The organism is Leptospira selangorensis, from assembly GCF_004769405.1.
GTDB classification, from domain to species: Bacteria; Spirochaetota; Leptospiria; order Leptospirales; family Leptospiraceae; genus Leptospira_B; species Leptospira_B selangorensis.
The window spans coordinates 503,197-526,922 of record NZ_RQES01000019.1; the positions used below are offsets into that span (position 1 = coordinate 503,197).

Sequence of the window (23,726 nt, forward strand, 5' to 3'; positions counted from 1 at the left end):
ATGAACAACACTACTAAAAAATTGATTATAGGAGCGGCTCTTTCCGGGCTATTTTTATCCGGAGAAGTATATTCCGAAAAACAGGATGCAGCTTCGGATAATACGAAAGGAGAATGCCATGGGGTAAACTCCTGCAAGGGAAAAAGTGACTGCCATACAAACGGAAATTCCTGCTCAGGACAGAATTCCTGCAAAGGGAAGGGTTGGATCTCCTTAACAAAAAAAGAATGTGATACAAAAAAAGGAACTTTCAAAAAGTCTTAAATTTCACGATATAAATCAATTCGCATTTCACTAAATGTTAATATAAATTCTATCAATTTAATATTGACTGTAAGACCTGGTGCCTGCAAAATTAGCGGGCGCATATTAGGAGTTTTTATGAAAAAGACCTTAGCAACCATTCTATTTTCCCTGATCCTGGCAGGTAATATCTCTGCATTTACCGAGCTGGACAATCTGCTTATCGCGGAAGCAACCACTCCGGATCTAAAAAAGATAGCAAAAGAATATTTTAACAAAAAAGCAAAAGACCATAAGGAATTGGCTGATAAATACAAATCCTTAGCTACCCAGTCTCACGGTGGAAAAGCTACCGCAGATGCTGCAGACAAGGAAAAGTATAAAAAATTAGCGGACCATGCAGATAAAGAAGCGGTAGCTTACAAAGCTCAAGCTGACAAATTCTAAATATTAGTCTGTTCACTTAATAAAAAACCCGTCCTCTCGGACGGGTCTCTTCGAATATTCAGAAAATCTGTTCCTTTTATCCGAATCTTTCACTCAGAAGTTTTACCACCTGTTCCGGTCTCATGTTTGCTTGCGCAAGCATTGCGACACCACTTTTGGTTAAAATCTGATTTTTGGTATAGTCCACGATATGTTCCGCCATATCCGCGTCCCTTACTCGGCTTTCTGCAGAAACCATATTGATATAGTTTGACTGCAGTCCTTCTGCTGTAATTTCCAAACGGTTATAATAAGCTCCTAAATCGGATCTTTGTTTATTCACCTTTTGGATCGCGTTATCCAAAATACCGATCATCGCATTGGAAGAAGCGGGAGTAGACAAAGTCTGCTTTTTCCCGTTTGTTTCCAATTGAAGAGCACCGGCATTCATGGCATCCACGAAAATTTCCAGCTTCTCGTTTTGATTCGGTCCAACATGCAACTGGATCGGATTTTTAGAATCCTTAGAGTAGGCTCCGCTCAATGGACGAATTTTATTGAACTCGGCGGATTTACCCAGCCTGTCCACTTCTTCGATGAGTTGGTCTACTTCCAGTTGAACGAGTTTACGATCATCATCCGAGTAAATCCCGTTGGAAGTTTGGATGGATAATTCTCTCAATCTTTGGAGAATATTATTCACTTGTTCCAGATTACCTTCGGTAACCTGAATGAATGAAACTCCATCCATTACGTTTCTTTCAGCTTGGGCAAGACCGCGAATTTGGGTGCGCATCCTTTCGGAAACTGCAAATCCCAATGCATCATCACCGGCACGATTGATCCTCATACCGGTAGATAATTTTTCTGTAGTCTTATCCAGCTCGTGATTGGTCGTCTTCAGTACGTTATTCGCACGAAGAGCGCTGATGTTGTGATTGATAATCATCAACAACCTCCCTGTAGCTAGAGTTCGGATCCGTCCGAACCATTAGGCCGGGCTTTTAGGAGGGGAGAACCTCCCGGGCAACCCGGATATCCACTGCGAATTTCACTCCCTTATTTTTGTGGGGAGATTTTTTTTACGATTTTTCCTAAAGACTAAAGTCGCAATCGACGATAATCCAAAAGAGGGAAAATCCACTCTCATTCTACCATTCACTTTAGCTATTTCGCAACTTTTTTTCCGTTAAAACTGCTTTTCTTGCGGGAATTTTCAGAAGTTTTTCGCATTCTGTCCCCTAAATTCAGGCCGAATCATGAAAATTTATACCAAAAAGGGAGATTCCGGAACCACATCCTTGGCTTCCGGGACCAGGGTCTCCAAATCAGATCCCAGGGTAGAATTGTACGGAACCGCAGACGAGTTAAACTCAAGCATCGGAGTCGCAATTTCTTTCCTAACAAAGGATTCCAAACTAAAGGACTCATTAGAGAGGATCCAAAATTTACTTTTTGAATTAGGATCGGAACTTGCAGGATATAAGAAGAAAGACGATTCTTCCTGTATCCTAGAAGAAGATATTTCCGAATTGGAGAAGGAGATAGATTTTTGGCAAGACTCACTTCTTCCTCTGAAAAATTTTATCCTTCCTGGCGGATCTTCCGCTTCTTCTTTTTTACATGTCTCCAGAACCTTAGCCAGAAGATTAGAAAGAGACCTAGTACATTATAAAGAAGAAGGTCATGAAATCTTTGCAGAAAATCTTAGATTCTTAAATAGACTTTCTGATCATCTATTCGTAGCTGCAAGATACGCAAATTTTGAATCTAAAATCCCGGAACCAGAATGGAAATCCAGAGCCAAAGGCAAATAACCCATCCTAGAGGTTTATATGTTCTCTTCTTCGTGGAAATGTGGGAGAGATTTTCTTTTTACGGAATGAGAGCACTTCTTGTTCTGTTTTTGACCAAAGAACTTTTGATGCAGGACGCGCAAGCGGGTAGAATATACGGATTTTATAATGGATTCGTATATCTGACACCAATCTTGGGCGGTTTACTGGCAGATAGATTTTTAGGTTACAAACGTTCCATCTTTTTGGGTGGAGTGCTCATGATGTTCGGCCATCTTTCTCTGGCGTTTAATGGTCTTTGGACTTTTTATTTGGGACTAGGACTTTTGATCGCAGGAAACGGTTTTTTCAAACCATGTATCTCCACTGTTGTAGGAAGAATTTACGAATTAGAAGGGAAACCTGAACTAAAAGATTCCGGTTTTACTATATTCTATTTTGGGATCAATTTGGGTGCTATCTTGGGGACCTGGGCATGTGCAAATCTTGCCGAATATAAAGGTTGGCATTATGGATTCGGGATTGCAGCTGTTGGAATGTTAATCGGTCTTATTATCTTTGGATTTTTAGGAAGAAGGGTAAATCCAGACGCATTCTTAGCGAATGGAAATCAAGGGCAGTCAGACTCGGAAATAGAAGATCCTAAACAAAATAGAGAAAGAATTTTTGCGATTATGGTTTTCTCTGCGATTACGATCACATTCTGGGCTTCTTATGAACAGATCGGTTCCTCTTTAAGCTTGATCATTGATAGATATGTGGACAGAAATATTTTGGGTTGGGAAATTCCTGCGGCGAATTACCAATCTTTGAACCCACTTTTTGTAGTGAGTTTGGCATTAGTCGTTTCTTGGGTCTGGAAAATATTCGAAGAATCAGGAAGGCATATTTCCACAGTGACTAAGTTCTGTTTAGGACTGATCGTTTTAGGATTAGGATACCTTCTTCTTTCCTTAGTAACTTTTGGATCTACTGAAAAGTTTTCCTCTATTTGGATCATTCTTTCTATTCTACTTTTAACGATCGGAGAATTGTTTTTATCTCCAGTAGGTTTGTCCTTAGTTACAAAATTGGCTCCTGTAAAAGTCGCTTCTATGATGATGGGATTTTGGTTTTTAGCAAACTTCTTCGCTCATGTGCTTGCCGGAGAATTAACTAGGTTCATGGGAGGAAGAGAATCTTTATCAGGATTTTTCCTGATCTTCTTCTTTTTACCTACAATCACTGCGATCGGTTTATTCCTTTTTCGTAAAAAATTAGAATCTTGGATGCATGGTGTAAAATGAGAGTTCGGATCTTAACAGTTTACCTTCTTCTTTTATTCTCCGTTTCAATATTTGCAGACCCTTTCGAGGATTTGCTTAAAAGCGATTGGGACAAATCCCAAACACTTCTAATCAAAAACTCCGTTTTCCAAAAATTAGGACAAAGAGCTGGAAGCAAAGAAGTGCTGAAGATCACTAAAAATGTGATCCCTTGGGCGATCTTAGAAGGTGTGACTCCTGAAAAAACTGCAGAACTTATAATAAACCTGGACTTCGCAGTCAAAGAAGGGCTTACATTCGAAGAGGCGGAAGACGCAATCCCAGTCGTTTCCAAAAGAGAAATTTCCAAAGAGGATTTTAGTTATATAGGTTTATACTTTAAAGAAACCAAAAAAGCGGGCATCCGAGAAGAAGTCCGAAACCGCTTTGTAGAAGCCGCCATGGAAAAAAAATGGGACGGATTCTCGGTACTCGCAGGCGGAAGAGCACTGATCGCGGGTAAGCTCGTTGATTTTCCTGAAAACCGTTTAGCTTCTAAAATCCTGAATCAATTTCCTGCCAAAGGTAGAAGTATCCCTTTTGCAAAAACAGAAACCGTTTTTAAATCCGTGCTCGATTCTAAATTGGACGGAGCATCGTATATACTTCTTTCTAATTTAAAAAAATTGCATGAAGGCGAGAAGGAGAGCTCTCCGCAAAAATTTGCTTCCGCTCGTGCTGTAGAAACTTCTTTGGAAGAGGTTGGTGGGATCGTGATTGGCGATAGACCAAGAATTGAACCTTTACCTGATCCTCCTCTAGTTCCAAATTTGCCCGAACCTGGAGAACCCATAGAGCCGGACAAACCTGCAAAGGAAAGTTGGGAAACCTTATCTGCACCAATCTTACAAAAGGTCGCGAAAGAATGGGTAGGAACTCCTTATAAATGGGCGAATGCCGCAAAAACTGGAACTGATTGTTCCGGTTTTACTTTTAGAGTTTTGACGGATGGTCGTATCGGCGTTCCTGAAAAAATGGTATCACGTGCTTCTAGTGCTCAAACTAAAATGGGAACAGGAGTTTCTCATAATGAGATGAGATCCGGGGATCTGATCTTTTTCTCTGCTTCTCCTAACCAATCCAAAGTTACTCATGTGGGAATGGTTTTAAATGGAGAGGATTTTGCTCATGCTTCTTCTACACGAGGAGTGGTGATCGACAAGATCAGAATGAAATGGTGGATCGATCGATTCGTGATGTCCAGGCGGGTATTTAAGAAAGTTGTGAATTGAGGCGCAAAGTTTAGCAGAGATGCCAAGATAATCGCACGCAGAGGCGCTGAGACTCAGAGATTTTAGTTTATTAAATTCCATAACTTCGCGGCTTTGCGTCTCCGCGTGAAAATAACTCTGTGCCTCTTTTAATCTCTGCGACTATTCTCCCAGATTCATTTCCTCAACGATGCCAACAAGCAGTTGTGCTTTTAGGATCTGATCGGTGCTTGAGAGGATTTCCTGCTTCTTCTTAAAATTGAAATTTAGGATAGAAGATATAAAATCGACAGGGAAAGGATGAGACCATAGATCATTCATTCGAAGGATCAATTCTTCTTTAGCGCCTTCCGAAAGTAGAATCCGTTTGGTGAGATATAAGATTCGATCAAAGATCTCTACGAATAGTTTATCTTCTATATATTTGGAATCAGGTTCTAATTTTTCTACAATTCCGATCCGGAAAGGTTCCATTGTATCGTAAGATTCTAATTTTGCGATACCTTTGCCTTCGAGTAGAATATTAGATCTTCCGTCAGGAAGTGGATCTTTTCGAACGATTACTCCCCAACCAAAAACAGTTTCAATTTCAGGCTGAGGATTTTTTAAATTACCTGGCTCCATCTTAATTGGAGCGATCGCCATTTCTTCGCCGGACTCGGAACAATAGTCCAACATCATCCTGTATCTAGGCTCGAAAATATGAAGAGGAAGAAATGTGCCTGGAAATAAGATGACTTCAGGAAGAGGAAAGATCGGAATTGTAGTTCTTGACACCTAGGATTTATCCTAACCTGTTGAAGTGAAAACGCAAATCAAATTGTAAGACCGGTTTAAAATTGTACTACTTAGATAAAAAGCGATATTTGGAAGCGGCTTCTAAATTAAAAACCACTAAAATTATAGTAATCGGTGATCTCATCCTGGATGAGTATCTGATCGGAGAAGTGAATCGAATTTCTCCGGAAGCCCCTGTTCCGGTGGTCTGGGTGAGGAATGAAAAAACCACTTTGGGTGGAGCGGGAAACGTTGTAAAAAATCTTTCTCGTTTAGGAGTCCAATCCTTTGTGCTTGGTAGAGCGGGTAACGACTCTGCTGCTAAAACTCTGGATGATCTTCTTTCTACAGAAAATACAATCTCTTCCAAAAATACAATTATACGTTCCGAAAAAGTCCCAACCATTCTAAAAACAAGAGTGATCGCAGGTCACCAACAAGTTTGTCGTATAGATAGAGAAGAAACATTTCCTTTAAGCGATTCGGAAGAAAAACAATTATTAGAAAGTTTCTCTAAGATCATACAAGAAGCAGACGCAGTTGTCCTTTCCGATTATGATAAGGGAACCTTGACCGCAAGTCTCATTCGCAAATCGATAGATATAGCAGTCCAACATAAAAAAATCGTAACAGTAGATCCCCAGGTGTCACATTTTTTCCAATACGAAAAAGCAACCGTGATGACCCCGAACCATCATGAGGCAGGAAAGGCTCTCGGCAAAAAATTAGAAACAAACGCCGAGGTAGAAGAAGCAGCCAAGAAGATCGCGGAAAATCTAAATTCTCCTTCTATGATGATCACTCGCGGCGAAAAAGGAATGAGCCTTTATATTTCTTCCGAATCTAAAACGTATCATATCCCTACTGTGGCTAAGGAAGTATTCGATGTAACCGGAGCAGGGGATACTGTGATCTCAGTTTACACTTCTTTTTTAGCGGCAGGTTTAGGAGAATTAGAAGCAGCAATCGTTTCTAATGCAGCGGCAGGAGTAGTGGTCGGAAAACTGGGTGCTGAAACTGTTTCTTTGGAAGAACTTTTAGGAGCTCTGGAGAAAAGAGGAAGTTTTCAGTGAAGTCTTCTTTCTCTTCTTGTATAGAGAAAATTATTCCTTTTCACGAAGTTAAAAATGTTTCGGAGAAGGTCCGTTCTAACCAAAAGATCGTTTTTACGAACGGAGTATTCGATCTAGTTCATAAGGGTCATCTTACCTATCTCTCCCAAGCAAGAGACTTGGGAGATGTTCTTTGGATTGGAATCAATTCTGATTCTTCCGTCAAAAGACTGAAAGGTCCCGAACGTCCTGTAAATCCGGAAGAAGATCGGGCACTTCTTCTTTCCTGTCTCTCCTTCGTAGACTATATCAGCGTGTTTTCGGAAGACACTCCTTTGGAACTGATCTCTCAGGTAGCGCCTCATATTCACGTAAAAGGGGGAGATTATGATCTGGAAGCTCTTCCTGAGACTCCACTTGTTCGCAAATTAGGCGGAGAAGTACAAATTCTACCCTTTGTTCCCGGATTTTCCAGTACGGATCTGATCCGTCGTATTCGCCAAAAACCCTAGATTTACTTCTCAATTCTACGAAATTCCGAGTTGGATTTTCCGAGACTGAAGAAAACTCTGTTCAGCAGGTAGGAGTTCGGTTTGTCCAAAACTAAATTTATTTTCGTGACCGGAGGTGTTTGTTCCTCCCTTGGTAAGGGTGTATCCGCTGCAGCCCTTGGATGCCTTTTGGAAAGTAGGGGTTATTCCGTTTCTCTGCAAAAAATGGATCCTTATATCAATATTGATCCGGGAACCATGAGTCCGTACCAGCACGGCGAAGTGTATGTAACCGAAGACGGCGCAGAAACTGATCTGGATCTTGGGTATTATGAAAGATTTACCAAATCCAAGTTTACTCGTAAGAATTCTGTTTCTACCGGACAAATTTATAATACTGTTATCCAAAGAGAAAGAAAAGGGGATTATCTAGGACGAACAGTCCAAGTTGTTCCTCATATCACAAACGAGATCCGAAACAGGATCTATACTCTTGCAAGAGAAAATGCAACCGACTTCGTAATCGTAGAGATCGGCGGAACAGTGGGGGACATCGAATCCATCCCATTCTTAGAAGCAATCCGCCAGATGAGATATGAACACGGACCTACTCAAGTTTTATTCATCCATGTTACTTTAGTTCCTACCATCACAGTAGCAGGGGAAGCCAAAACAAAACCGACTCAACACTCCGTAAAAGAACTTTTGGCACTCGGGATCCAACCTGATATTTTGATCTGCCGTGTAAACCAACCTATGCCAAAGGAAATGAAAGGAAAAATTTCCTCCTTCTGTAACGTGAAAGAAGAAAATGTGATCTCCGCTTCCGATATCAGTACTTCTATCTATGAAATTCCTAAAATGTATAAGGAAGAAAAATTAGACCAAGTAGTTCTAAAAACATTAGGATTAGAACTTGGAAAATCTAATTTTACTGAATGGGAGAAGATCATAAAAAGTCTTCACTCAGCAAAACAAACCGTACAAATAGCAGTGGTTGGAAAATATATTTCTCTTCACGATGCATATCGTTCCGTTTATGAAAGTTTATCTCATGGTGGAATTGCAAACGAAGCAAATGTAGAATTTATCAAAGTAGATCCCGAAAAACTGGATAAAACAAATGTGAAGGATGTTTTAAAATCCGCACATGGAGTTTTAGTTCCAGGTGGATTCGGAGACAGAGGTATAGAAGGTAAGATCGCAGCGATCCAATATGCAAGAACCAAAGGAATTCCATTTTTTGGAATTTGTTTAGGTATGCAATGTGCGGTGATTGAATATGCAAGAAACGTTCTTGGCCTAAAAGATGCAAACTCCACTGAGTTCCGACCTGATTCTCCGGATCCAGTCATCTCTCTTATCGAAGAGCAGATGGATATTGATCAGATGGGTGGAACCATGCGTTTAGGATCTTATCCATGTAAGATCAAAAAGAACACATTGGCCTTTTCTGAATACAAACAAGAGCTGATCTATGAGAGACATAGACATAGATTCGAGTTTACTAACAAATACAAACAAAGATTCGAAGAGAAAGGAATGATCCTTTCAGGCATTTCCCCAGACGAAAACCTGATTGAAATCGTAGAAATTCCGGAACATCCTTGGTTTATAGGAGTTCAGTTCCATCCTGAATTCACTGGAAAACCTACTAAACCGCATCCATTATTTGCCGGATTCATCCGTGCCGCGGTCAAATTTGCAAGGAAGGCATAATGAGCGATAAAACTGCCCAAGAAAGGGACTTTTTAAGCGGTAAAAAGATAGGAGGAAAGAATCCATTCTTCCTGATCGCCGGTCCTTGTGTGATGGAAAACCGAGACTTACTCGAAAAAGTCTGCGCAGAGATGTTAGAGATCACCACTGAACTCGGCATTCCTTATGTTTTCAAAAGTAGTTTCGACAAAGCAAATCGTTCTTCTGTTACTTCTTATAGAGGTCCAGGCCTTACGGAAGGGATCAAACATTTAGAACATATTAAGAAAAAATTTAATGTTCCGGTGCTAACCGATATCCACGAGACCACTCAAGTAGGTCCTCTTGCAGATGTGATCGATATGTACCAGATCCCGGCTTTCTTAAGCAGACAAACCGACTTGATCGCGGAATCCGCTAAAACCGGAAAATGGGTAAATGTCAAAAAAGGACAATTTTTAGCTCCTTCTGATTGTAGACATATCAAAACTAAAATCCAAGAATCCGGTTCCGAAAAGTATATGGTTACCGAAAGGGGAACCACATTCGGTTACGGGAATTTGGTGTTCGACGGAAGAACGGTTCCTATATTACATAGTTATGATATTCCAGTAGTATTCGATGCGACTCATTCGGCACAATTGCCTGGAGCAGCGGGAAATATTACAGGAGGACAAAGAGAATATATTCCGAGTATGACCAGAAGTGCCGTAGCTCTCGGAATAGAAGGTATCTTTATGGAAGTGCATCCTGATCCTGCAAAAGCACTTTCAGATGCTACTACTCAGTATCCTCTTTCTGAAATTAAATCCTTATTAAAGGAATTGGTCGGTTTGGACCGTTACGTAAAACAGGAAATCCTAAACCGCTAATCGATATAGACTTGTATTCCCGCATACTCACTCTACTCAAAATAGACCCGGAAACCGCTAGAAAATACGGTCCGGGCCTAGGAGTAGGACTCGCAATTTTATTCCTGGTTCTTTTCTTCTATTCCGGCGGAAAATCGGATGCTAAGTATACCCGTGTAGAAGAAGAAAAAGAAAAAGGCTCCACTGTTTCTTTCAAAAATTTTGCAAAAGATCAGTATGATGGAAACGGAACCATATTATGGAAACTGAAAGCGGAAGAAGCATATCTTTACGCTGACGAAAAAAGATACGTTCTGTATGGGATTAATTTCGACCAATATGAGAATGGAAAGTTCAAGTCCAAACTCACTGGTGAAAAAGGTGAGATCAATCAGATCTCTAAATTGATGAAACTCACAGGGAATATTCTTCTAAAAACGGAAGAACATAGAACTCTTAGAGCAAAATCGTTAGATTATAACGATGAAACAAAAGAACTCAGCTCCAATGAGGAAGTTGTGATAGATGCAAATGGAACTCATATCAGAGGAGTCGGTCTTAGAGCGGACAAAGATCTGAACAAGTTCACAATTTTAAGACCAAGCGCCATTACACAGGGTGGTTCTAATCCACTTAATTCTTCTTCACCTAAAGAAAAATGAAACGTATCCTAGTTCTATTCTATCTATTATTTTTTCTCCCTGTTCATTTGGGATCTCATTCTAGACCCCCTCTTTTATTTTCCGCGGAAACATTAGATCCGAAAAGTTTCCAAGGAATTGGAGAAGCAGATCCTAAACGTAAGGAAAGTTTTCCAACTTTTTGGGGAGCAAACGCATTGACCCAAGAGGATAGAGAAGTCCAAGGCCTCAAAGTCACAATCTTCAGTTTAGAAGGTGGGGCTTGGATCCAGCATAAAAAAGTAAAATTGGGCGCAAACAGGATCGAGGTCTTCGGAAAAGAAGCATATAAGGCTTTTTTAAAAAACGGTGTACATATAGAAGACCAGGAAAACGGGACCGTGATGAGAGCAGGAGTAGGAGAATATGATAAATACTCCGAAATGGTCTATATCAAAGAAAGACCAAGGCTTAGTTTCCGAGACAAAACCGGCAAAACGACAATCATCTCCGCAAAACAAATAGATAGAGAATTAAATACGAAAATCACTAAATTACATGGTGGAGTGATCGTAAATCATCCCGAAGTTACTATATTTTGCGCGGAAGCGGTTTTTAAAGAATCGGAACATCTGATCACCACTGATCCGAACCCGATCCTAATTTCCAAGAACAGATATTTGAGCGGTAAAAAGTTATCCTTCTACACAAATGAAAGTAGGATACTTTTGGAAGAAAACACAGTATTATTCCAATCCTCCGAAGAAACCAAAAAAGACCCGGAAGGAAATGAGAAAAAACAAACTGTTCTCACCATCCTAAAAGGGGATAAAATAGAAAGCCGCCCGAACGAAGAAAATGACCGCACGGTTATGATCAGTGGAAATGCAACAGTCCTAAGAAAGGATATGAAAATTACTTCGGATAATATCGAATCAGTAGGAAAAGATTCTCATATCATCAAAGCAAGAAAAAATATCAAAGTGCATGATAGAGAAAATAATCTTCTTCTTTCGGGTAACGTATTCGATTATTTCAGGAACGAGAACTACCTTCACCTGACTGACGAAGGTAAAATGGAATTTTTAGACAAAAATTCCGATCAGGTAACAAGCACGATCACCGCTCAGGAGTTCGAACGTTTCTTGGACCAAAAAGAAACAGTGATCCGAGGAAATATCTGGATCAAATCCAAGTCCACAGAGGCACAAGGTGAATACGCCACTTATTTTGAAAACGACGAATCCGTACTTTTAGAAGGAAATCCTAGGATTAATCGAAGTGGTAAGATCCTAAGAGCAGGAAAAATCGTCTTTTATCCAAGAGAAGGAAGATCAATTCTGACAGAAGGAGTCCATTTAGGAAATTAGGCTTGCATAATGGGACAAAGGATCCGGTGCCAAAACTTAATCAAAATATACAATAAGCGTAAGGTTGTAGACGGAGTCAGTTTCGATGTTCGCAAAGGAGAAGTAGTAGGTCTACTAGGTCCAAACGGTGCCGGAAAAACTACTTCTTTCTATATGTCTGTCGGTTTCGTAAAACCGGATTCAGGTCATGTATTCATAGACGACCAAGACGTTACAGAAGCTCCTATGCATACTAGAGCAAAACTTGGAGTAGGTTATCTAGCACAAGAAGCTTCTATCTTTAGAAAACTTACAGTCGCAGAAAACTTAGAAGCAATCTTAGAAACTCTGAACATTCCCAGATCGGAAATCATTCGCAGAAGAGACGAACTACTGTTAGAATTACAAATTATGCGAGTCGCCAACCAAAAAGGTTTTACTCTTTCCGGCGGGGAAAGAAGAAGATGCGAAATCGCTAGAGCCTTAGTCACAAATCCGGATTTTATCCTTCTTGACGAGCCGTTCGCAGGGGTTGACCCTATAGCTGTTAAAGATATTCAAACTGTTATAAATAGTTTAAAGAAGAAGGGACTAGGCATCTTAATCACCGACCACAACGTTCGAGAAACATTAAAGATTACGGATAGAGCATATATCATGCATAGTGGTCGGATCTTGATCGCGGGAACTCCTAAAGAACTCGTGAACGATAAAGAAGCAAAGAGAATGTATTTAGGAGAGGACTTCAAGCTGTGAATCTGAACCATCAGTTAGTACAGAAGCAGACACAAAAGCTTGTCATGACGCAGGATTTGCGTCAGTCGATAGAGCTTTTGCCTTTGTCTACTCTGGAACTCGCTGATAGGATCAGCGCCGAACTGATTGAAAATCCGATGTTGGAAGAGGAACCGGGATCAGAGAGAAGCAAAAGCCCTGAGCTCTATTCCGTAGATGATCTAAAAAGAAAAGAGAAGAATGATTTTCTTAAAAACTCCGACCAAGGTTGGCAGGATTCTTTCAGTTTAGACAAACCTCAATACAGAGGCACAGATGCTTCTGACAGAAACCAAAAATACATTGAATCATCTCCGAATGCACAATCACTTTCAGATCATTTACTTTGGCAACTTAGGATCTCTTCCTTAAAAGGAAAAGAAATGGAGATCGCAGAAATTCTGATCTCCATGCTGGACGATAGAGGATTTATCTCGCAAACCCAAACAGAGTTAGCAACTGAAATAGGAGTTTCTGCCAAAACGATCAAAAAAGTTTTAGAACAGATAAACCAGTTAGATCCTCTTGGAATTGGTGCAGGAAGCATTCAAGAAACATTATATATCCAAGCAAAAATCCTAAAACCGGAAGATAAAAACCTACACGATCTTATCCAAAACTATCTAAAAGATCTGGAAAAACTAGATTATAAGGGAATTTCCAAAAAAATGGGTCTCCCTGTAGAATCTATCGAAGCTATGGCAGCCGAGATCAAGAAGCTGGAACCATTTCCCGCAACATTGTACACTCCTCAAAAACCGGATTATATTGTTCCAGATGTGATCATTCGTGAGATAGAAGGCGAATTCAGTATATTATTGAATGATGAGTGGCTTCCTAAATTAAAAATAAATAAAGAATACAAAGGAATGCTCAAAAAAGGAGCCGGTGCTAAAGATTCTGACAAAGAATATATCTCCACAAAACTGAACTCCGCAGAATGGCTGATCCGATCCGTAAACCAAAGAAGACAAACCTTGTATAGAGTTGTCTCCGCAATTATAGAACTACAAACTGAATTTTTCCGCAAAGGAGTGAGATTTTTAAAACCTCTTACTTTAAAAGACATCGCAGAAAGATTGGATCTTCACGAATCCACAGTTTCTCGTATCACTTCCAATAAGTATGTACAAACTTCTTGGGGAATTTTAGAATTAAAATGGTTCTTCTCTTCCGGCTTAAAATCCAAAAGTTCCGAAGGTGGAATGGAATCCTCCAAAACAATTCATGATATTATACGCAATCTAGTAAAAGAAGAAGATCCCGAAAACCCTCTCTCCGATCAGGACATAGTGGAAAAAATAGAAAGTAAAGGGATAGAGATCGCCAGAAGAACTGTGGCTAAGTATCGTAAAATACTAAAAATTTTACCATCTAATCAAAGAAAAAAAGTAAAATCTCTGGAAGCAAGGTAACTCATGTCCGTTCCAGGAATCAATGTATCTAATATTCTAAAAGACCATCCTGAGTTAGGTTTAAAACTGATCGCAGGAGAAAACGGACTCCAAAATCGGATCCATAGTTCAGAGATCAACAGACCAGGTCTTTCACTCACAGGTTTTTACGAAAGTTTTGCCCATGATCGTATCCAAATTTTTGGAAAAGGAGAATGGGCTTATATCACTTCTAAAGAAGGTGAGGATATGGAAAAACTCGCAGCCGACTTTTTCCATTTTCATTTAAATTGTATTATATTTACACATGGAAATGTTCCTCCTCCTATTTTTGTAGAATACTGTGATCGTTTGAATATTCCATTATTGGGTTCGGATGTTTCTACCCATAAATTCATTACTCTTATCTCTCAAATTTTAGATAGGAGTCTCGCACCTAGAACCATGAGGCACGGAGTTCTAATCGAAGTATTCGGGATTGGGATACTTCTCTCCGGTAAAAGTGGTGTGGGAAAAAGTGAAACAGCTCTTGAACTTATAGAAAGAGGACACCGTCTAGTCGCAGACGATATGGTCGAGATCCGAAGGCTTTCCGAAAGTTACCTAATAGGAACTTGTTCCGATCTTCTTCGCCACCATATGGAGATTAGAGGATTAGGAATTTTGAATATAAAGGATATATTCGGGATTGGATCAGTTCGAGATCATAAACTGATAGAATTGATCATTCATCTGGAAGAATGGACTGAAGAAAAAGAATTCGATCGTACAGGGCTCGAAAACAGAACGGAAGAAGTTCTCGGAGTAAATATTCCTTTGATCAAACTTCCGGTTCGTCCGGGAAGAAATATTCCTATCATCGTAGAAACCGCTGCAATGAACCAAAGATTAAAAAAGCTAGGAAAGAATGCAGCAGCGGAATTCAGCCAAAAATTAAATATTTATCTACAGCAAGGAAAAGTTGAAAGAAATCCACCTCAAAATTAACGAAAACGGCGCAGGGATGCATGCGCGTCCTGCCTCTGTCTTTGTGAATTGCGCGGCAAAATATTCCTGCGAAGTTCTAGTCTCCAAAGACGGAGTGGAAGTGAACGGTAAAAGTATCATGGGACTCATGATGTTGGCCTTAGCACCCGGTGCAGAATTTTCCATCAAAACCGAAGGTGCCGGTGAAGAAGAAGCGGCGGACGCATTGGCCAAACTAGTGGAAGGCGATTTTGCGATATGAAATGGTTTCCATTCCGGATAGAGGAGGAGAATCGATATTATCTCCGAGATCTTCTAATTTTATCCGGAGTGATCTTTCTATCAGTTCTCGCAGCTGAGCTCATTCATTTTAGGAATTCTGAAAATATAGATATAGTAGATCGTATACTGATCTACGTATATTACACTGTTCCTTTAGTCGTACTATTTCTGGTCATTTCCTATTTTTATAGGAATCGTAGGAATTTAGAAACAGGAAGACTCAAAAGTTCCATTCGTTATAGACTATCTCTTTCTTTTTTGTTTATAGCGATGCTTCCTTCTTTTCCAGTCTTTTTGCTTACCTCCAATGTAATCGGAAGAGTATTCGAAGGATTTTACGGTTTGGATATCGCCCTAGCTTTGGAAGCAGGAGATCATTTTGTCAGAAAAGAATTGGATCTGGAAAAAAATAACCTATTAGATAAGGCCAAATTATTCAGAAACCTTGTCCAAAGACAAAATCCAAATCCGAACTTACTTACGAATCGTGCGAATGAATTAGATCTAATCTCTAATCCGAATTATTATGTGGGATGGTATGAGAATAATGTACCAACACTTGAAAATAGATCCTTAAAATTAACGATCTCGCCGGAAGAATTTACAAATCTCGGGGCAGAAGAAAACATTTCGGAAAAATTGGCATTAAACCAGAATTTAGGATTTTATCTGCTTAAAATAGATTCATCCGATCCTGCCAAATTTTTAATATTAGGAAAACGTGTTTTTCAAGGAGAAGAATCCAAAGCTTATTCTTTTATCAATACCAGGAAAAATTACATCACCGCTGATTTGACGAAAGAAAAACTTCCTTATGAAGTCAGACTTACGATTACATTACTGACAGTATTCGCATTTTTACTTTCCATATTCTTTTCACTCGTATTTGCACGAAAAATTTCAAGACCTATCATAGATCTTGCAAACGCTACACAAAAGGTCTCCTTAGGAGATACGGATATCAATCTTCCACTAACGGAAGGAGGGGAGATTGGTGCATTAGTAGAATCTTTTAACCAAATGGTGAAAGACCTAAAATCCAAAAATGAAGAACTAATGCATACCCAAAGGATTGCAGCCTGGAAAGAAGTTGCCCAGAGAATGGCTCACGAGATCAAAAATCCTCTGACCCCCATCCAACTTTCCGCCGAAAGAATACGCAGAAAATTGAACTCAGAAGTCCCTGAAGAATTCCAAGAGATCGTAACCAAGGGAAGTGAAACCATAGTCGGCCAGGTAAAAATTTTAGAACATCTGGTAAATGAATTCTCGGAGTTCGCTAGAATGCCAGCTCCTAGGTTGATCAACCAACATTTGGAGCCGGTGGTCCTAGAAAGTGCAAAACTTTTCGAACACACACCTGGGATCCAAATAGAACTCAACTTCGCAAAAAATTTGCCTGAAATCTTTTTGGACAAAAAACTGTTTTTAGGGATTATGAACAATCTTTTCAAAAATGCAGTAGAGGCCATAGAAAAGAAAAGGCAAAGAGGGGACTCTGGATTTTCCCAAGGAAAAATCCGGATTTCTACAGTATTAGAAAAAAGGATCATGAGACGTTCAGTGGTTTTACTTGTAGAAGATAATGGGATCGGAATTTCCCAAGAATACAGATCCAAGGTTTTCGAACCTTATTATTCCACTAAGGACGAACATGTTTCCGGGATAGGACTTGCAATCGTTCAAAAAACTGTGATCGATCATAATGGTCATATCTCCGTAGACTCATCCGAATTAGGCGGATGTAAATTTAGGATAGAAATTCCGGTAGCTTAAATGAGAATATTCATAGTAGATGATGAGCCGGAAATCCGCAAATCTCTCCAAGATATTTTGGAAGATGAGAACTATGAAGCGGAACAATTTTCATCCGGAAAAAACTTCCTTAAACATCTAAAGATAGAAAGACCAAGTTTAGTTTTATTAGATGTATGGCTCGGAAAAGAAGATGGATTAGTCATCTTGGATGAGATCAAAAAAATTTATCCGACAGTCCCAGTGGTTATGATCTCGGGACATGGGACGATAGAACTCGCAGTACAAGCCACCAAAAAGGGTGCATTAGACTTTTTAGAAAAACCGTTGTCCATCGCAAAAGTATTAGAAGCGGTAGAAGAAGCACTCGTATATTCTGAAAAATCCGAAGCTCCGGAAATCAAACTGGAATCGGATGAAATTTTAGGAAATTCGCCCGCAATCCAAAAAGTAAAATTCTCCATAGCTCAGGCGGCAGCTACAAACGCTAGAGTTTTCATTTATGGAGAGAATGGAACTGGAAAGGAATTAGTAGCTAAAACTATATTCAAAAATTCTAAAAGAAAAGACCAACCGTTCGTAGAGGTCAACTGTGCTGCTCTTCCGGAAGAATTGATAGAATCGGAACTTTTCGGTTATGTAAAAGGTGCTTTTACGGGAGCAACTGACACAAGGATCGGAAAATTCGAGGCTGCCAATGGAGGCACCTTATTTTTGGACGAGATATGCGATATGTCCTTATCCACCCAGGCAAAAGTACTTCGTATCTTACAAGAACAAAGATTCGAAAAATTAGGAAGTACGGAACAAGTATCCGTAGATGTTAGAGTGATCGCCGCTACAAATATCCCGGTGGAAGAAGCAATCAAAGAGGGAAAATTCAGAGAAGATCTTTATTATAGATTGAATGTGATCCCGATCGTAATTCCTCCTTTAAGAGATCGCAAATCGGATATTCCATTACTTGTAGATCATTATGTAAGACAAACAATCGCAGAAAATAATCTCACTCCTAAAATTATAGAAAAAGAAGCAGTTTCACTTCTAGAAAACCATTTCTGGCCGGGGAATATCAGAGAACTTAAGAACGTGATCGAAAGACTTTGTATCATGACTGTTAGTGATATTATCAGAGCCCAAGACGTGAAGGACTCCATGACAGGTTTCGTAAAAGCGAATGATCTGGTGGAAAAAGGGGACTTCAAAAAAGCAAAAGAAGAATTCGAAAAACAATATATTCTTAAAACATTACAGACAAACGAAGGAAATGTTTCCAAAACTTCCAAGGCTCTCGGAATAGAAAGATCCCATTTATACAGAAAAATGAAATCCTTAGGAATACAGGCGGAGGATATCCATGACTAAGCCTGGAATATTTCAGGAGCTAAAAGGAATTCTTCAGGACTTTAAATTTTTAGTCCAAAACGGAGAATTCCCTATCTTACGCAGACAGGGAGAAAAAGATCCACAGGATGTGGACCTGGAATGGAAAGATTCCTGGGCCTGGTCTTCTATAGGATCTAAAAAGGAAAAAGAAACTTCTGTACCAGGGGTCCAAATGAGGATCCCTCCTAAAAAAGAAGATAGAAACTTTTCCTGTAAATTATGCTCCGATCGACTCAGCGCTGTTCGTCATTTTATCATCAGAGGCAGAAAGAAAATATTAGTACTTCATTATACTGGTGAAACCGTCTCCGGAAAAGAATCGTATGTAAAAACTTCTCCTTTGAAAATTTTCAGAACAAACGAAGCAGAAGACGTATTCGATAGGATGATCCAAAAAGTATTCGGATTTACGATGAAGGAGTTCTATTTTCAAGAATTCCCAGGATGTTTATTTTCTCAAGACAGATCTAACGAAGAAGATTGGAAAAGAAGATCCCAGAACTGCAAGGTCCAAGTACAAGAAACAATCCAAGAAGAAGGGATCCAAGGAATTATACTTCTAGGTGCCGCAGCGACTTTATATTTTGGAAAAGAAGAAGCACTAAAACAAATGGGAAAAACTTTAGAGTTCCAACCTGGGACTCCTATGGTAGTACTTCGTTCCCCTGAAGCGATCTTGGCGGCGGAACAAAAAAGAAAATCCAGCAAGGCAGATTCTCCCGAATTTCAGGAAGCCAAGAAGAAAGAAATAGAAGTCAAAGAAAGTATCCTGTCCCAACTTGGGATCTTTCATCAGGAGATTAAAGAAAAAATTTGATCCAATACGCAGAACTAGCCTTCGATCTTCCTATCTTAGAAGACACATTCACCTATGAGGTACCTCCAGGCACCCAAGTCGGAATGAGGGTAGAAACAAAACTGAGAGGAAGAAAAGAAGAAGGAATCGTATTATCCTTACATCATAATGAACCAAGCTACGAAGTTCTACAAGTGGATCGGGTCATAGACAAAACTCCAGTTATTAACGAAGAGCAGATTGAGCTCGCGTATTGGGTAAAAGAACAATACCTTGCTTCTCTTGGAGAATGTATTCATAAGATGATCCCGTCCGGGAGAAGGCATTCTAAAGTAAAACTTAACGAGAATATCACTGCTTCCGAACCGTTTAAATTAAACGAAGAACAAGAAAGAGCTTACCAAAACATAAAATCGGATTTTGGAAAAGATTCTATCCATCTTCTATTCGGGATCACTGGAAGTGGAAAAACGGAAGTATATTTACATTTGATCCGTGATATTCTAGAAAACTCAAATAAAGGAGTTTTGTTATTAGTTCCCGAGATCGGTCTTACCTATCATATTATACGCAAATTAGAAGCGGTCTTTCCTGGACAAATCGCATTATTACATTCCGCTTTGAAAGTTTCAGAAAGATTCAAAGCATATACGGACCTTCTACAAGGTAAAAAGAGAATTGCTGTAGGAACAAGATCTGCAGTATTCGCACCCATTACAAACTTAGGACTCGTCATCATAGACGAAGAGCATGACGGTTCCTTTAAAGAACATTCTACACCAAGATACCATGCAAGACAGGTTGCATTACAAAGATGCAGGCAGAATAAAGCAGTATTAGTCTTAGGATCAGCGACTCCTTCTTTAGAGGTGTATCATCTAGCAAAAACAGGAAAGATCGGACTACAAATACTTACCAAAAGACCCGGAACTGCTAAACCGCCTACGGTCCGCATCGAAGAAAACAAAAAAGACGCAAGGCTGATCGGTTCAGAACTTACATTTGCGATCAAGCAAAGATTGGATAAAAAGGAACAAGTCATTCTACTTCTAAACAGAAGAGGATACAGCCCGCTTATCTATTCCGAAAAAGAAAAAAATTATATCCCATGCCCGAATTGTACATCTCATCTATGTTATCATAAAAAAGGCACCGTTATCTGTCATCTCTGCGGATTTTCGGATTCTCTCCAAAGATTAGAATCTAAACTGGGAGAAAAACTGATAATGATGGGAACCGGCACACAAAAACTGGAAGAATTTCTTTTGGAAACTTTCCCAGGTGCAAAAGTAGAACGTTTAGACCAAGATTCTATCCAAGACAAAAGTGTTCTTACGGATGTGATCGGAAGATTGGTAGACGGAGAGATAGATATTCTCACCGGAACACAGATGATTTCCAAAGGTTTAGATGCAGCTCGAGTCACTCTAGTCGGAGTTTTGAATGCAGGTATCGGCCTAGGGCTTCCCGATTTCAGAGCAGGAGAAAGAGTATTTTCTCTTTTAACTCAAGTGGCAGGAAGAGCAGGGCGATCAGATCTAGCCGGAGAAGTTTTGATCGAAACAAATACTGTAGATCATCCGATTATTCGAATGGCATTAGACCAAGACTATATTCGATTTTATGATTCAGAGATCAAAACGAGAGAAGAACTTTTTTATCCACCATTCTCTCGTTTAGTACGTATCCTATCCAGGTCCAAAGATGAAAGTCTTTCTCTCAAAACGATCGAAGAAGTTCATCAGGTTCTCAAAAAATATTTGCCTGAGCCAAACACTGTAGTTTTGGGTCCGGCTCCTTGTCCTTTTTATAAAATAGATGCGAATTTCAGAAATCATATCCTGATCAAAACGACTGTGCAGAACAAATGGAGAGAGATCTTAAAAAAGGAGATCAGACCCCTTAAAATTTCTAAAAACGTTTACCTGGAATTGGATTTTGATCCATTGGATCTTGTCTGATGAAAATCGCATTTTTTGGAACCCCGGAACCTTCTGCCAAACTTCTGCAGGCGCTATTACAAGAGCCTGAGATCCAAGTACAATTCGTAGTTACGAATCCGGATCGTCCTAAGGGAAGAAGTAAAACCCCAATCCCAAGTCCTGTGAAAGATATTGCACTCGCAGCAAATCTTCCCTTATTCCAATATGAATCCATAAAGAAGGAAAAAGAAGAAGCTCTTCAAAACTTATCCAAGTTCGATGTGGAACTGTACGTCGTATTTGCTTACGGTTCTATTCTGCCAAAAGAAATTTTCTCCCATCCTAAATTCGGTTCCATTAATCTGCACGGTTCTATTCTGCCCGATTTAAGAGGTGCTTCTCCAGTCCAAACTTCTCTTTGGAAAGGTTATACTAGATCCGGGATCAGCATCCAATACCTGGGAGAAAAAATGGATGAAGGAGATATTATCCGTATCCAAGAAGTGGATGTGGATCTGGAAGATGATACCGGATCCCTTATGGAAAAGATCACCCAAGCAGGGATCCAAACTCTAATCCCACTTTTAAAAGGACCGAGAACTTCATCTTTCGAGGCTAGTCCTCAAGATCATTCCAAAGCAACTTATTGTACAAAAATCCAGGCAGAAGATAGAATCCTGGATCTAAAACTTTCCGCGATCGAAGTACATAATCGAATTCGTGCTTTAAGTCCGGATCTGGGCGGATATTGCAGTTTCAGAGGCAAACGTTTAGTTTTATGGAAAACAAGGCCTGTAGATTTTTCCGAAGGACCGACGGAGCCAGGCAAATTGAAACGAATGGACAAAAAGGCCCTTCTTTTACAGTGTGGAGATGGCCGTTTCTTAGAAATCCTTTCCGTTCAACCGGAAAATAAAAACAGAATGACTGTGGCAGATTTCATGAACGGTTTCCGTATTTCGGACGAGGATCGTTTCGAGTGACCAAGGAAGAACTCCGCTCTAAATATCTCCCTATCGGGGGTTACTTTTTTTTCATCGCATTCGGCTTAGTAGTCTTCTTCATAGCCGCCTTCTTAGTTGTATTCGTTCGTACGAAAAGCTCCACAATGGTAGTGATGCCTGATGTGGTAGGCAAACCGTACAACGAAGTCCATAACGAGTTAATGCGTCTCCAGTTGAAAGTCAGATTGGAATCCAAACGTTATCCTGACAAAACAGATGGAATTATTATCTACCAATCCATTCGCCCAGGAAGAGAAGTGGAAGCCGGTTCCAAAGTTTCTCTTACTGTCAATATCGGTTTAGACCGAATCGATATGCCTAACCTAAAAGGGCAAAGTTTAGTCTCCGCTAAAAACTCCATGGAAAAAGTTCTCTCAGGAGAGACTTACGTTTCATTAACTCTTGGTGGGATCACCTATGTTGAAGTGAAAGAAGGAGAACAACCTGACACTGTAGTGGATCAAATCCCGGAAGCCGGTAAAAATATCACTGCTGGCGAAAAAGTATTCTTACTGGTTACTAAACCTTCTACCAAGAAAAAAGAAGGGGAGCCTCAAGCCGGATTAGATTTCAAACCGGGTGATTCTTACGCGTTCGCTCAAAGAGCATTGGTAAGAGCAAAAATTTCCTCCAAAGCGGAAGTGGTGATCACCAAATTTCGTCCTGATAACGGAAAAATCGAATCCGTCCAAAAAGTTGGAAACGAATACAAGTTTAAGGTATTTTATTTCGAGCCGGAAGATAGGGTAGAAAGCGGATACGAAAGTTTCGTATATGAGGCTCCTGAAAACGGAACGTATTCATTAATCGTAAAAGATCAAAACGACGAAACAAAACAAATGGAAATCAGCTCTCCCACAACTTACCAAGAGGGAGAAAAAATCCAGACCGTCTTTTATAGAACAGGAGACGTGACACTGGTTCTTTTGGACGAGAAAGGTTCGAAAGTAAAATCCAAAGACTACGAGAACGAATTTTGAAAATCTCCGCTTCTATTTTAGCCACCCAACTTACAGCACTTGCAAATACGGTTCCTAATTTTAAAAAGGAAGGAATCGACCTAGTCCATATGGACGTGATGGACGGAAACTTTGTGCCTCAGATCAGCTTCGGAGAAGCGGTCAATAAAGAGATCAAGGCAATGACCCAGATCCCTTTGGATGTTCACTTAATGGTGGAAAAACCCGAGGATCATGTTCCGAAATACTATGAACTAAATCCTTACTGCATTACTTTCCATGCGGAAACTACTCGCTTCCCAATTCGTTTAGCTCAGGAAATAAAGAAGAATGGACCGAAAGTGGGAGTTTCTTTGAACCCCGGGACTCCAGTTTCTGCATTAGAAACACTTCTACCTTATATTGATTTAGTACTCATAATGACCGTCGAGCCTGGATTCTACGGGCAGAAATTCGTGGATGGGGGAATGGACAAGATCAGAAAAGTCAAGTCACTCATCTCCAATTACCCGATTGAGCTGGAAGTAGATGGGGGAGTCAATGATACAAATATCAAAGAACTCTCTCAAGCCGGCGTGGATATCTGTGTGGTTGGTGCCGGTTTATTCAAATCGGGAGACCCAAGCGAGAATGGGATCCGCTTAAAAGGCCTAGCAAAGTAAGTCTTTTA

General features: G+C 40.0%; 24 protein-coding genes. 22 read left to right on the top strand and 2 right to left on the bottom strand.

All coding sequences use genetic code 11. The features are described from left to right. Together bufA2 and EHO58_RS17440 are read left to right on the top strand one after the other, a co-directional pair. Positions 1–264 carry a BufA2 family periplasmic bufferin-type metallophore gene (bufA2, locus tag EHO58_RS17435; protein ID WP_135626664.1) on the top strand — a complete coding sequence of 88 codons (264 nt, stop codon included), beginning with the start codon at positions 1–3 and terminating at the stop codon, positions 262–264. Between the two features lie 117 nt (positions 265–381). Next, complete coding sequence (locus EHO58_RS17440) at positions 382–690, top strand: hypothetical protein (RefSeq protein WP_135626665.1); 309 nt, start codon at positions 382–384, stop codon at positions 688–690. Between the two features lie 76 nt (positions 691–766). On the opposite strand, the gene EHO58_RS17445 is transcribed toward EHO58_RS17440, so the two are convergent. After that, positions 767–1,618, bottom strand: a complete 852-nt coding sequence (locus EHO58_RS17445) for a flagellin N-terminal helical domain-containing protein (protein WP_135626666.1) — start codon at positions 1,616–1,618, stop codon at positions 767–769. 310 nt (positions 1,619–1,928) lie between these two features. Between EHO58_RS17445 and EHO58_RS17450 the strand changes: the two genes are divergently transcribed. From EHO58_RS17450 to EHO58_RS17460, 3 genes are read left to right on the top strand one after another with little or no spacing between them, the layout of a single operon-like run. Then, the gene (locus tag EHO58_RS17450) at positions 1,929–2,486 is read left to right on the top strand and encodes a cob(I)yrinic acid a,c-diamide adenosyltransferase (protein WP_135680775.1); all 558 of its coding nucleotides are present in this window, start codon (positions 1,929–1,931) and stop codon (positions 2,484–2,486) included. Continuing rightward, positions 2,459–3,751, top strand: coding sequence for a peptide MFS transporter (locus EHO58_RS17455; RefSeq protein WP_135680776.1), 1,293 nt, complete (start codon positions 2,459–2,461; stop codon positions 3,749–3,751). The genes EHO58_RS17450 and EHO58_RS17455 overlap by 28 nt, the downstream gene beginning before the upstream one ends. Beyond that, positions 3,748–5,001, top strand: coding sequence for a C40 family peptidase (locus EHO58_RS17460; RefSeq protein ID WP_135680777.1), 1,254 nt, complete (start codon positions 3,748–3,750; stop codon positions 4,999–5,001). Before EHO58_RS17455 ends, EHO58_RS17460 begins: the two co-directional genes overlap by 4 nt. 141 nt (positions 5,002–5,142) lie before the next feature. Here EHO58_RS17460 and EHO58_RS17465 read toward each other — a convergent pair whose 3' ends face one another. Next, positions 5,143–5,757 (bottom strand): LON peptidase substrate-binding domain-containing protein, encoded by a 615-nt coding sequence (locus EHO58_RS17465; protein ID WP_135680778.1) that lies wholly within the window; start codon positions 5,755–5,757, stop codon positions 5,143–5,145. A 62-nt stretch (positions 5,758–5,819) separates the two neighbouring features. On the opposite strand from EHO58_RS17465, the gene rfaE1 reads away from it, so the two are divergent. The 17 genes from rfaE1 (at position 5,820) to rpe (ending at position 23,718) form a co-directional block, all read left to right on the top strand. Then, on the top strand, positions 5,820–6,830 hold the full coding sequence (rfaE1, locus tag EHO58_RS17470) for a D-glycero-beta-D-manno-heptose-7-phosphate kinase (protein ID WP_167483231.1): 1,011 nt from the start codon (positions 5,820–5,822) through the stop codon (positions 6,828–6,830). Then, positions 6,827–7,321, top strand: a complete 495-nt coding sequence (rfaE2, locus tag EHO58_RS17475; protein WP_135680779.1) for a D-glycero-beta-D-manno-heptose 1-phosphate adenylyltransferase — start codon at positions 6,827–6,829, stop codon at positions 7,319–7,321. Before rfaE1 ends, rfaE2 begins: the two co-directional genes overlap by 4 nt. 81 nt (positions 7,322–7,402) lie before the next feature. Continuing rightward, positions 7,403–9,019, top strand: a complete 1,617-nt coding sequence (locus tag EHO58_RS17480) for a CTP synthase (RefSeq protein ID WP_135626672.1) — start codon at positions 7,403–7,405, stop codon at positions 9,017–9,019. Continuing rightward, complete coding sequence (gene kdsA / locus EHO58_RS17485) at positions 9,019–9,870, top strand: 3-deoxy-8-phosphooctulonate synthase (protein ID WP_135626673.1); 852 nt, start codon at positions 9,019–9,021, stop codon at positions 9,868–9,870. The genes EHO58_RS17480 and kdsA overlap by 1 nt, the downstream gene beginning before the upstream one ends. 41 nt (positions 9,871–9,911) lie before the next feature. Then, a complete protein-coding gene (gene lptC, locus EHO58_RS17490) occupies positions 9,912–10,511 on the top strand; it encodes an LPS export ABC transporter periplasmic protein LptC (RefSeq protein ID WP_425269045.1) in 600 nt (199 codons plus the stop codon). Next, positions 10,508–11,839, top strand: a complete 1,332-nt coding sequence (locus tag EHO58_RS17495) for an LptA/OstA family protein (RefSeq protein ID WP_135680780.1) — start codon at positions 10,508–10,510, stop codon at positions 11,837–11,839. The genes lptC and EHO58_RS17495 overlap by 4 nt, the downstream gene beginning before the upstream one ends. A gap of 9 nt (positions 11,840–11,848) precedes the next feature. Further along, entirely contained in the window at positions 11,849–12,574 is a 726-nt protein-coding gene (gene lptB / locus EHO58_RS17500; RefSeq protein ID WP_100723976.1) for an LPS export ABC transporter ATP-binding protein, read from the top strand. Continuing rightward, positions 12,571–14,007 (top strand): RNA polymerase factor sigma-54, encoded by a 1,437-nt coding sequence (gene rpoN / locus EHO58_RS17505; RefSeq protein WP_135626676.1) that lies wholly within the window; start codon positions 12,571–12,573, stop codon positions 14,005–14,007. The genes lptB and rpoN overlap by 4 nt, the downstream gene beginning before the upstream one ends. 3 nt (positions 14,008–14,010) lie before the next feature. Further along, a complete protein-coding gene (gene hprK / locus EHO58_RS17510; RefSeq protein ID WP_086448715.1) occupies positions 14,011–14,973 on the top strand; it encodes an HPr(Ser) kinase/phosphatase in 963 nt (320 codons plus the stop codon). Continuing rightward, positions 14,948–15,214, top strand: a complete 267-nt coding sequence (locus EHO58_RS17515) for an HPr family phosphocarrier protein (protein WP_208728842.1) — start codon at positions 14,948–14,950, stop codon at positions 15,212–15,214. The genes hprK and EHO58_RS17515 overlap by 26 nt, the downstream gene beginning before the upstream one ends. A gap of 17 nt (positions 15,215–15,231) precedes the next feature. Then, positions 15,232–17,010 (top strand): LIC_11548 family sensor histidine kinase, encoded by a 1,779-nt coding sequence (locus EHO58_RS17520; protein ID WP_208728855.1) that lies wholly within the window; start codon positions 15,232–15,234, stop codon positions 17,008–17,010. Then, positions 17,011–18,354, top strand: a complete 1,344-nt coding sequence (locus EHO58_RS17525; RefSeq protein WP_135626678.1) for a sigma-54-dependent transcriptional regulator — start codon at positions 17,011–17,013, stop codon at positions 18,352–18,354. Continuing rightward, positions 18,347–19,192, top strand: a complete 846-nt coding sequence (locus tag EHO58_RS17530; RefSeq protein ID WP_135680782.1) for a hypothetical protein — start codon at positions 18,347–18,349, stop codon at positions 19,190–19,192. Before EHO58_RS17525 ends, EHO58_RS17530 begins: the two co-directional genes overlap by 8 nt. Further along, positions 19,189–21,132 carry a replication restart helicase PriA gene (priA, locus tag EHO58_RS17535; protein WP_135680783.1) on the top strand — a complete coding sequence of 648 codons (1,944 nt, stop codon included), beginning with the start codon at positions 19,189–19,191 and terminating at the stop codon, positions 21,130–21,132. Before EHO58_RS17530 ends, priA begins: the two co-directional genes overlap by 4 nt. Further along, positions 21,132–22,076, top strand: a complete 945-nt coding sequence (gene fmt, locus EHO58_RS17540; RefSeq protein WP_135680784.1) for a methionyl-tRNA formyltransferase — start codon at positions 21,132–21,134, stop codon at positions 22,074–22,076. Before priA ends, fmt begins: the two co-directional genes overlap by 1 nt. Then, positions 22,073–23,077 carry a PASTA domain-containing protein gene (locus tag EHO58_RS17545; protein WP_135626682.1) on the top strand — a complete coding sequence of 335 codons (1,005 nt, stop codon included), beginning with the start codon at positions 22,073–22,075 and terminating at the stop codon, positions 23,075–23,077. The genes fmt and EHO58_RS17545 overlap by 4 nt, the downstream gene beginning before the upstream one ends. Further along, the gene (gene rpe / locus EHO58_RS17550) at positions 23,074–23,718 is read left to right on the top strand and encodes a ribulose-phosphate 3-epimerase (RefSeq protein ID WP_135680785.1); all 645 of its coding nucleotides are present in this window, start codon (positions 23,074–23,076) and stop codon (positions 23,716–23,718) included. Before EHO58_RS17545 ends, rpe begins: the two co-directional genes overlap by 4 nt. Positions 23,719–23,726 lie beyond the last annotated feature (8 nt).

Coding starts and splice junctions, on each gene's coding strand:
- EHO58_RS17455 (WP_135680776.1), top strand. CDS start 2,459: ATGGAAATCCAGAGCCAAAGGCAAATAACCCATCCTAGAGGTTTATAT.
- EHO58_RS17525 (WP_135626678.1), top strand. CDS start 17,011: ATGAGAATATTCATAGTAGATGATGAGCCGGAAATCCGCAAATCTCTC.
- EHO58_RS17450 (WP_135680775.1), top strand. CDS start 1,929: ATGAAAATTTATACCAAAAAGGGAGATTCCGGAACCACATCCTTGGCT.
- EHO58_RS17530 (WP_135680782.1), top strand. CDS start 18,347: ATGACTAAGCCTGGAATATTTCAGGAGCTAAAAGGAATTCTTCAGGAC.
- fmt (WP_135680784.1), top strand. CDS start 21,132: ATGAAAATCGCATTTTTTGGAACCCCGGAACCTTCTGCCAAACTTCTG.
- EHO58_RS17445 (WP_135626666.1), bottom strand. CDS start 1,618: ATGATTATCAATCACAACATCAGCGCTCTTCGTGCGAATAACGTACTG.
- EHO58_RS17440 (WP_135626665.1), top strand. CDS start 382: ATGAAAAAGACCTTAGCAACCATTCTATTTTCCCTGATCCTGGCAGGT.
- bufA2 (WP_135626664.1), top strand. CDS start 1: ATGAACAACACTACTAAAAAATTGATTATAGGAGCGGCTCTTTCCGGG.
- kdsA (WP_135626673.1), top strand. CDS start 9,019: ATGAGCGATAAAACTGCCCAAGAAAGGGACTTTTTAAGCGGTAAAAAG.
- EHO58_RS17460 (WP_135680777.1), top strand. CDS start 3,748: ATGAGAGTTCGGATCTTAACAGTTTACCTTCTTCTTTTATTCTCCGTT.
- EHO58_RS17495 (WP_135680780.1), top strand. CDS start 10,508: ATGAAACGTATCCTAGTTCTATTCTATCTATTATTTTTTCTCCCTGTT.
- lptB (WP_100723976.1), top strand. CDS start 11,849: ATGGGACAAAGGATCCGGTGCCAAAACTTAATCAAAATATACAATAAG.
- hprK (WP_086448715.1), top strand. CDS start 14,011: ATGTCCGTTCCAGGAATCAATGTATCTAATATTCTAAAAGACCATCCT.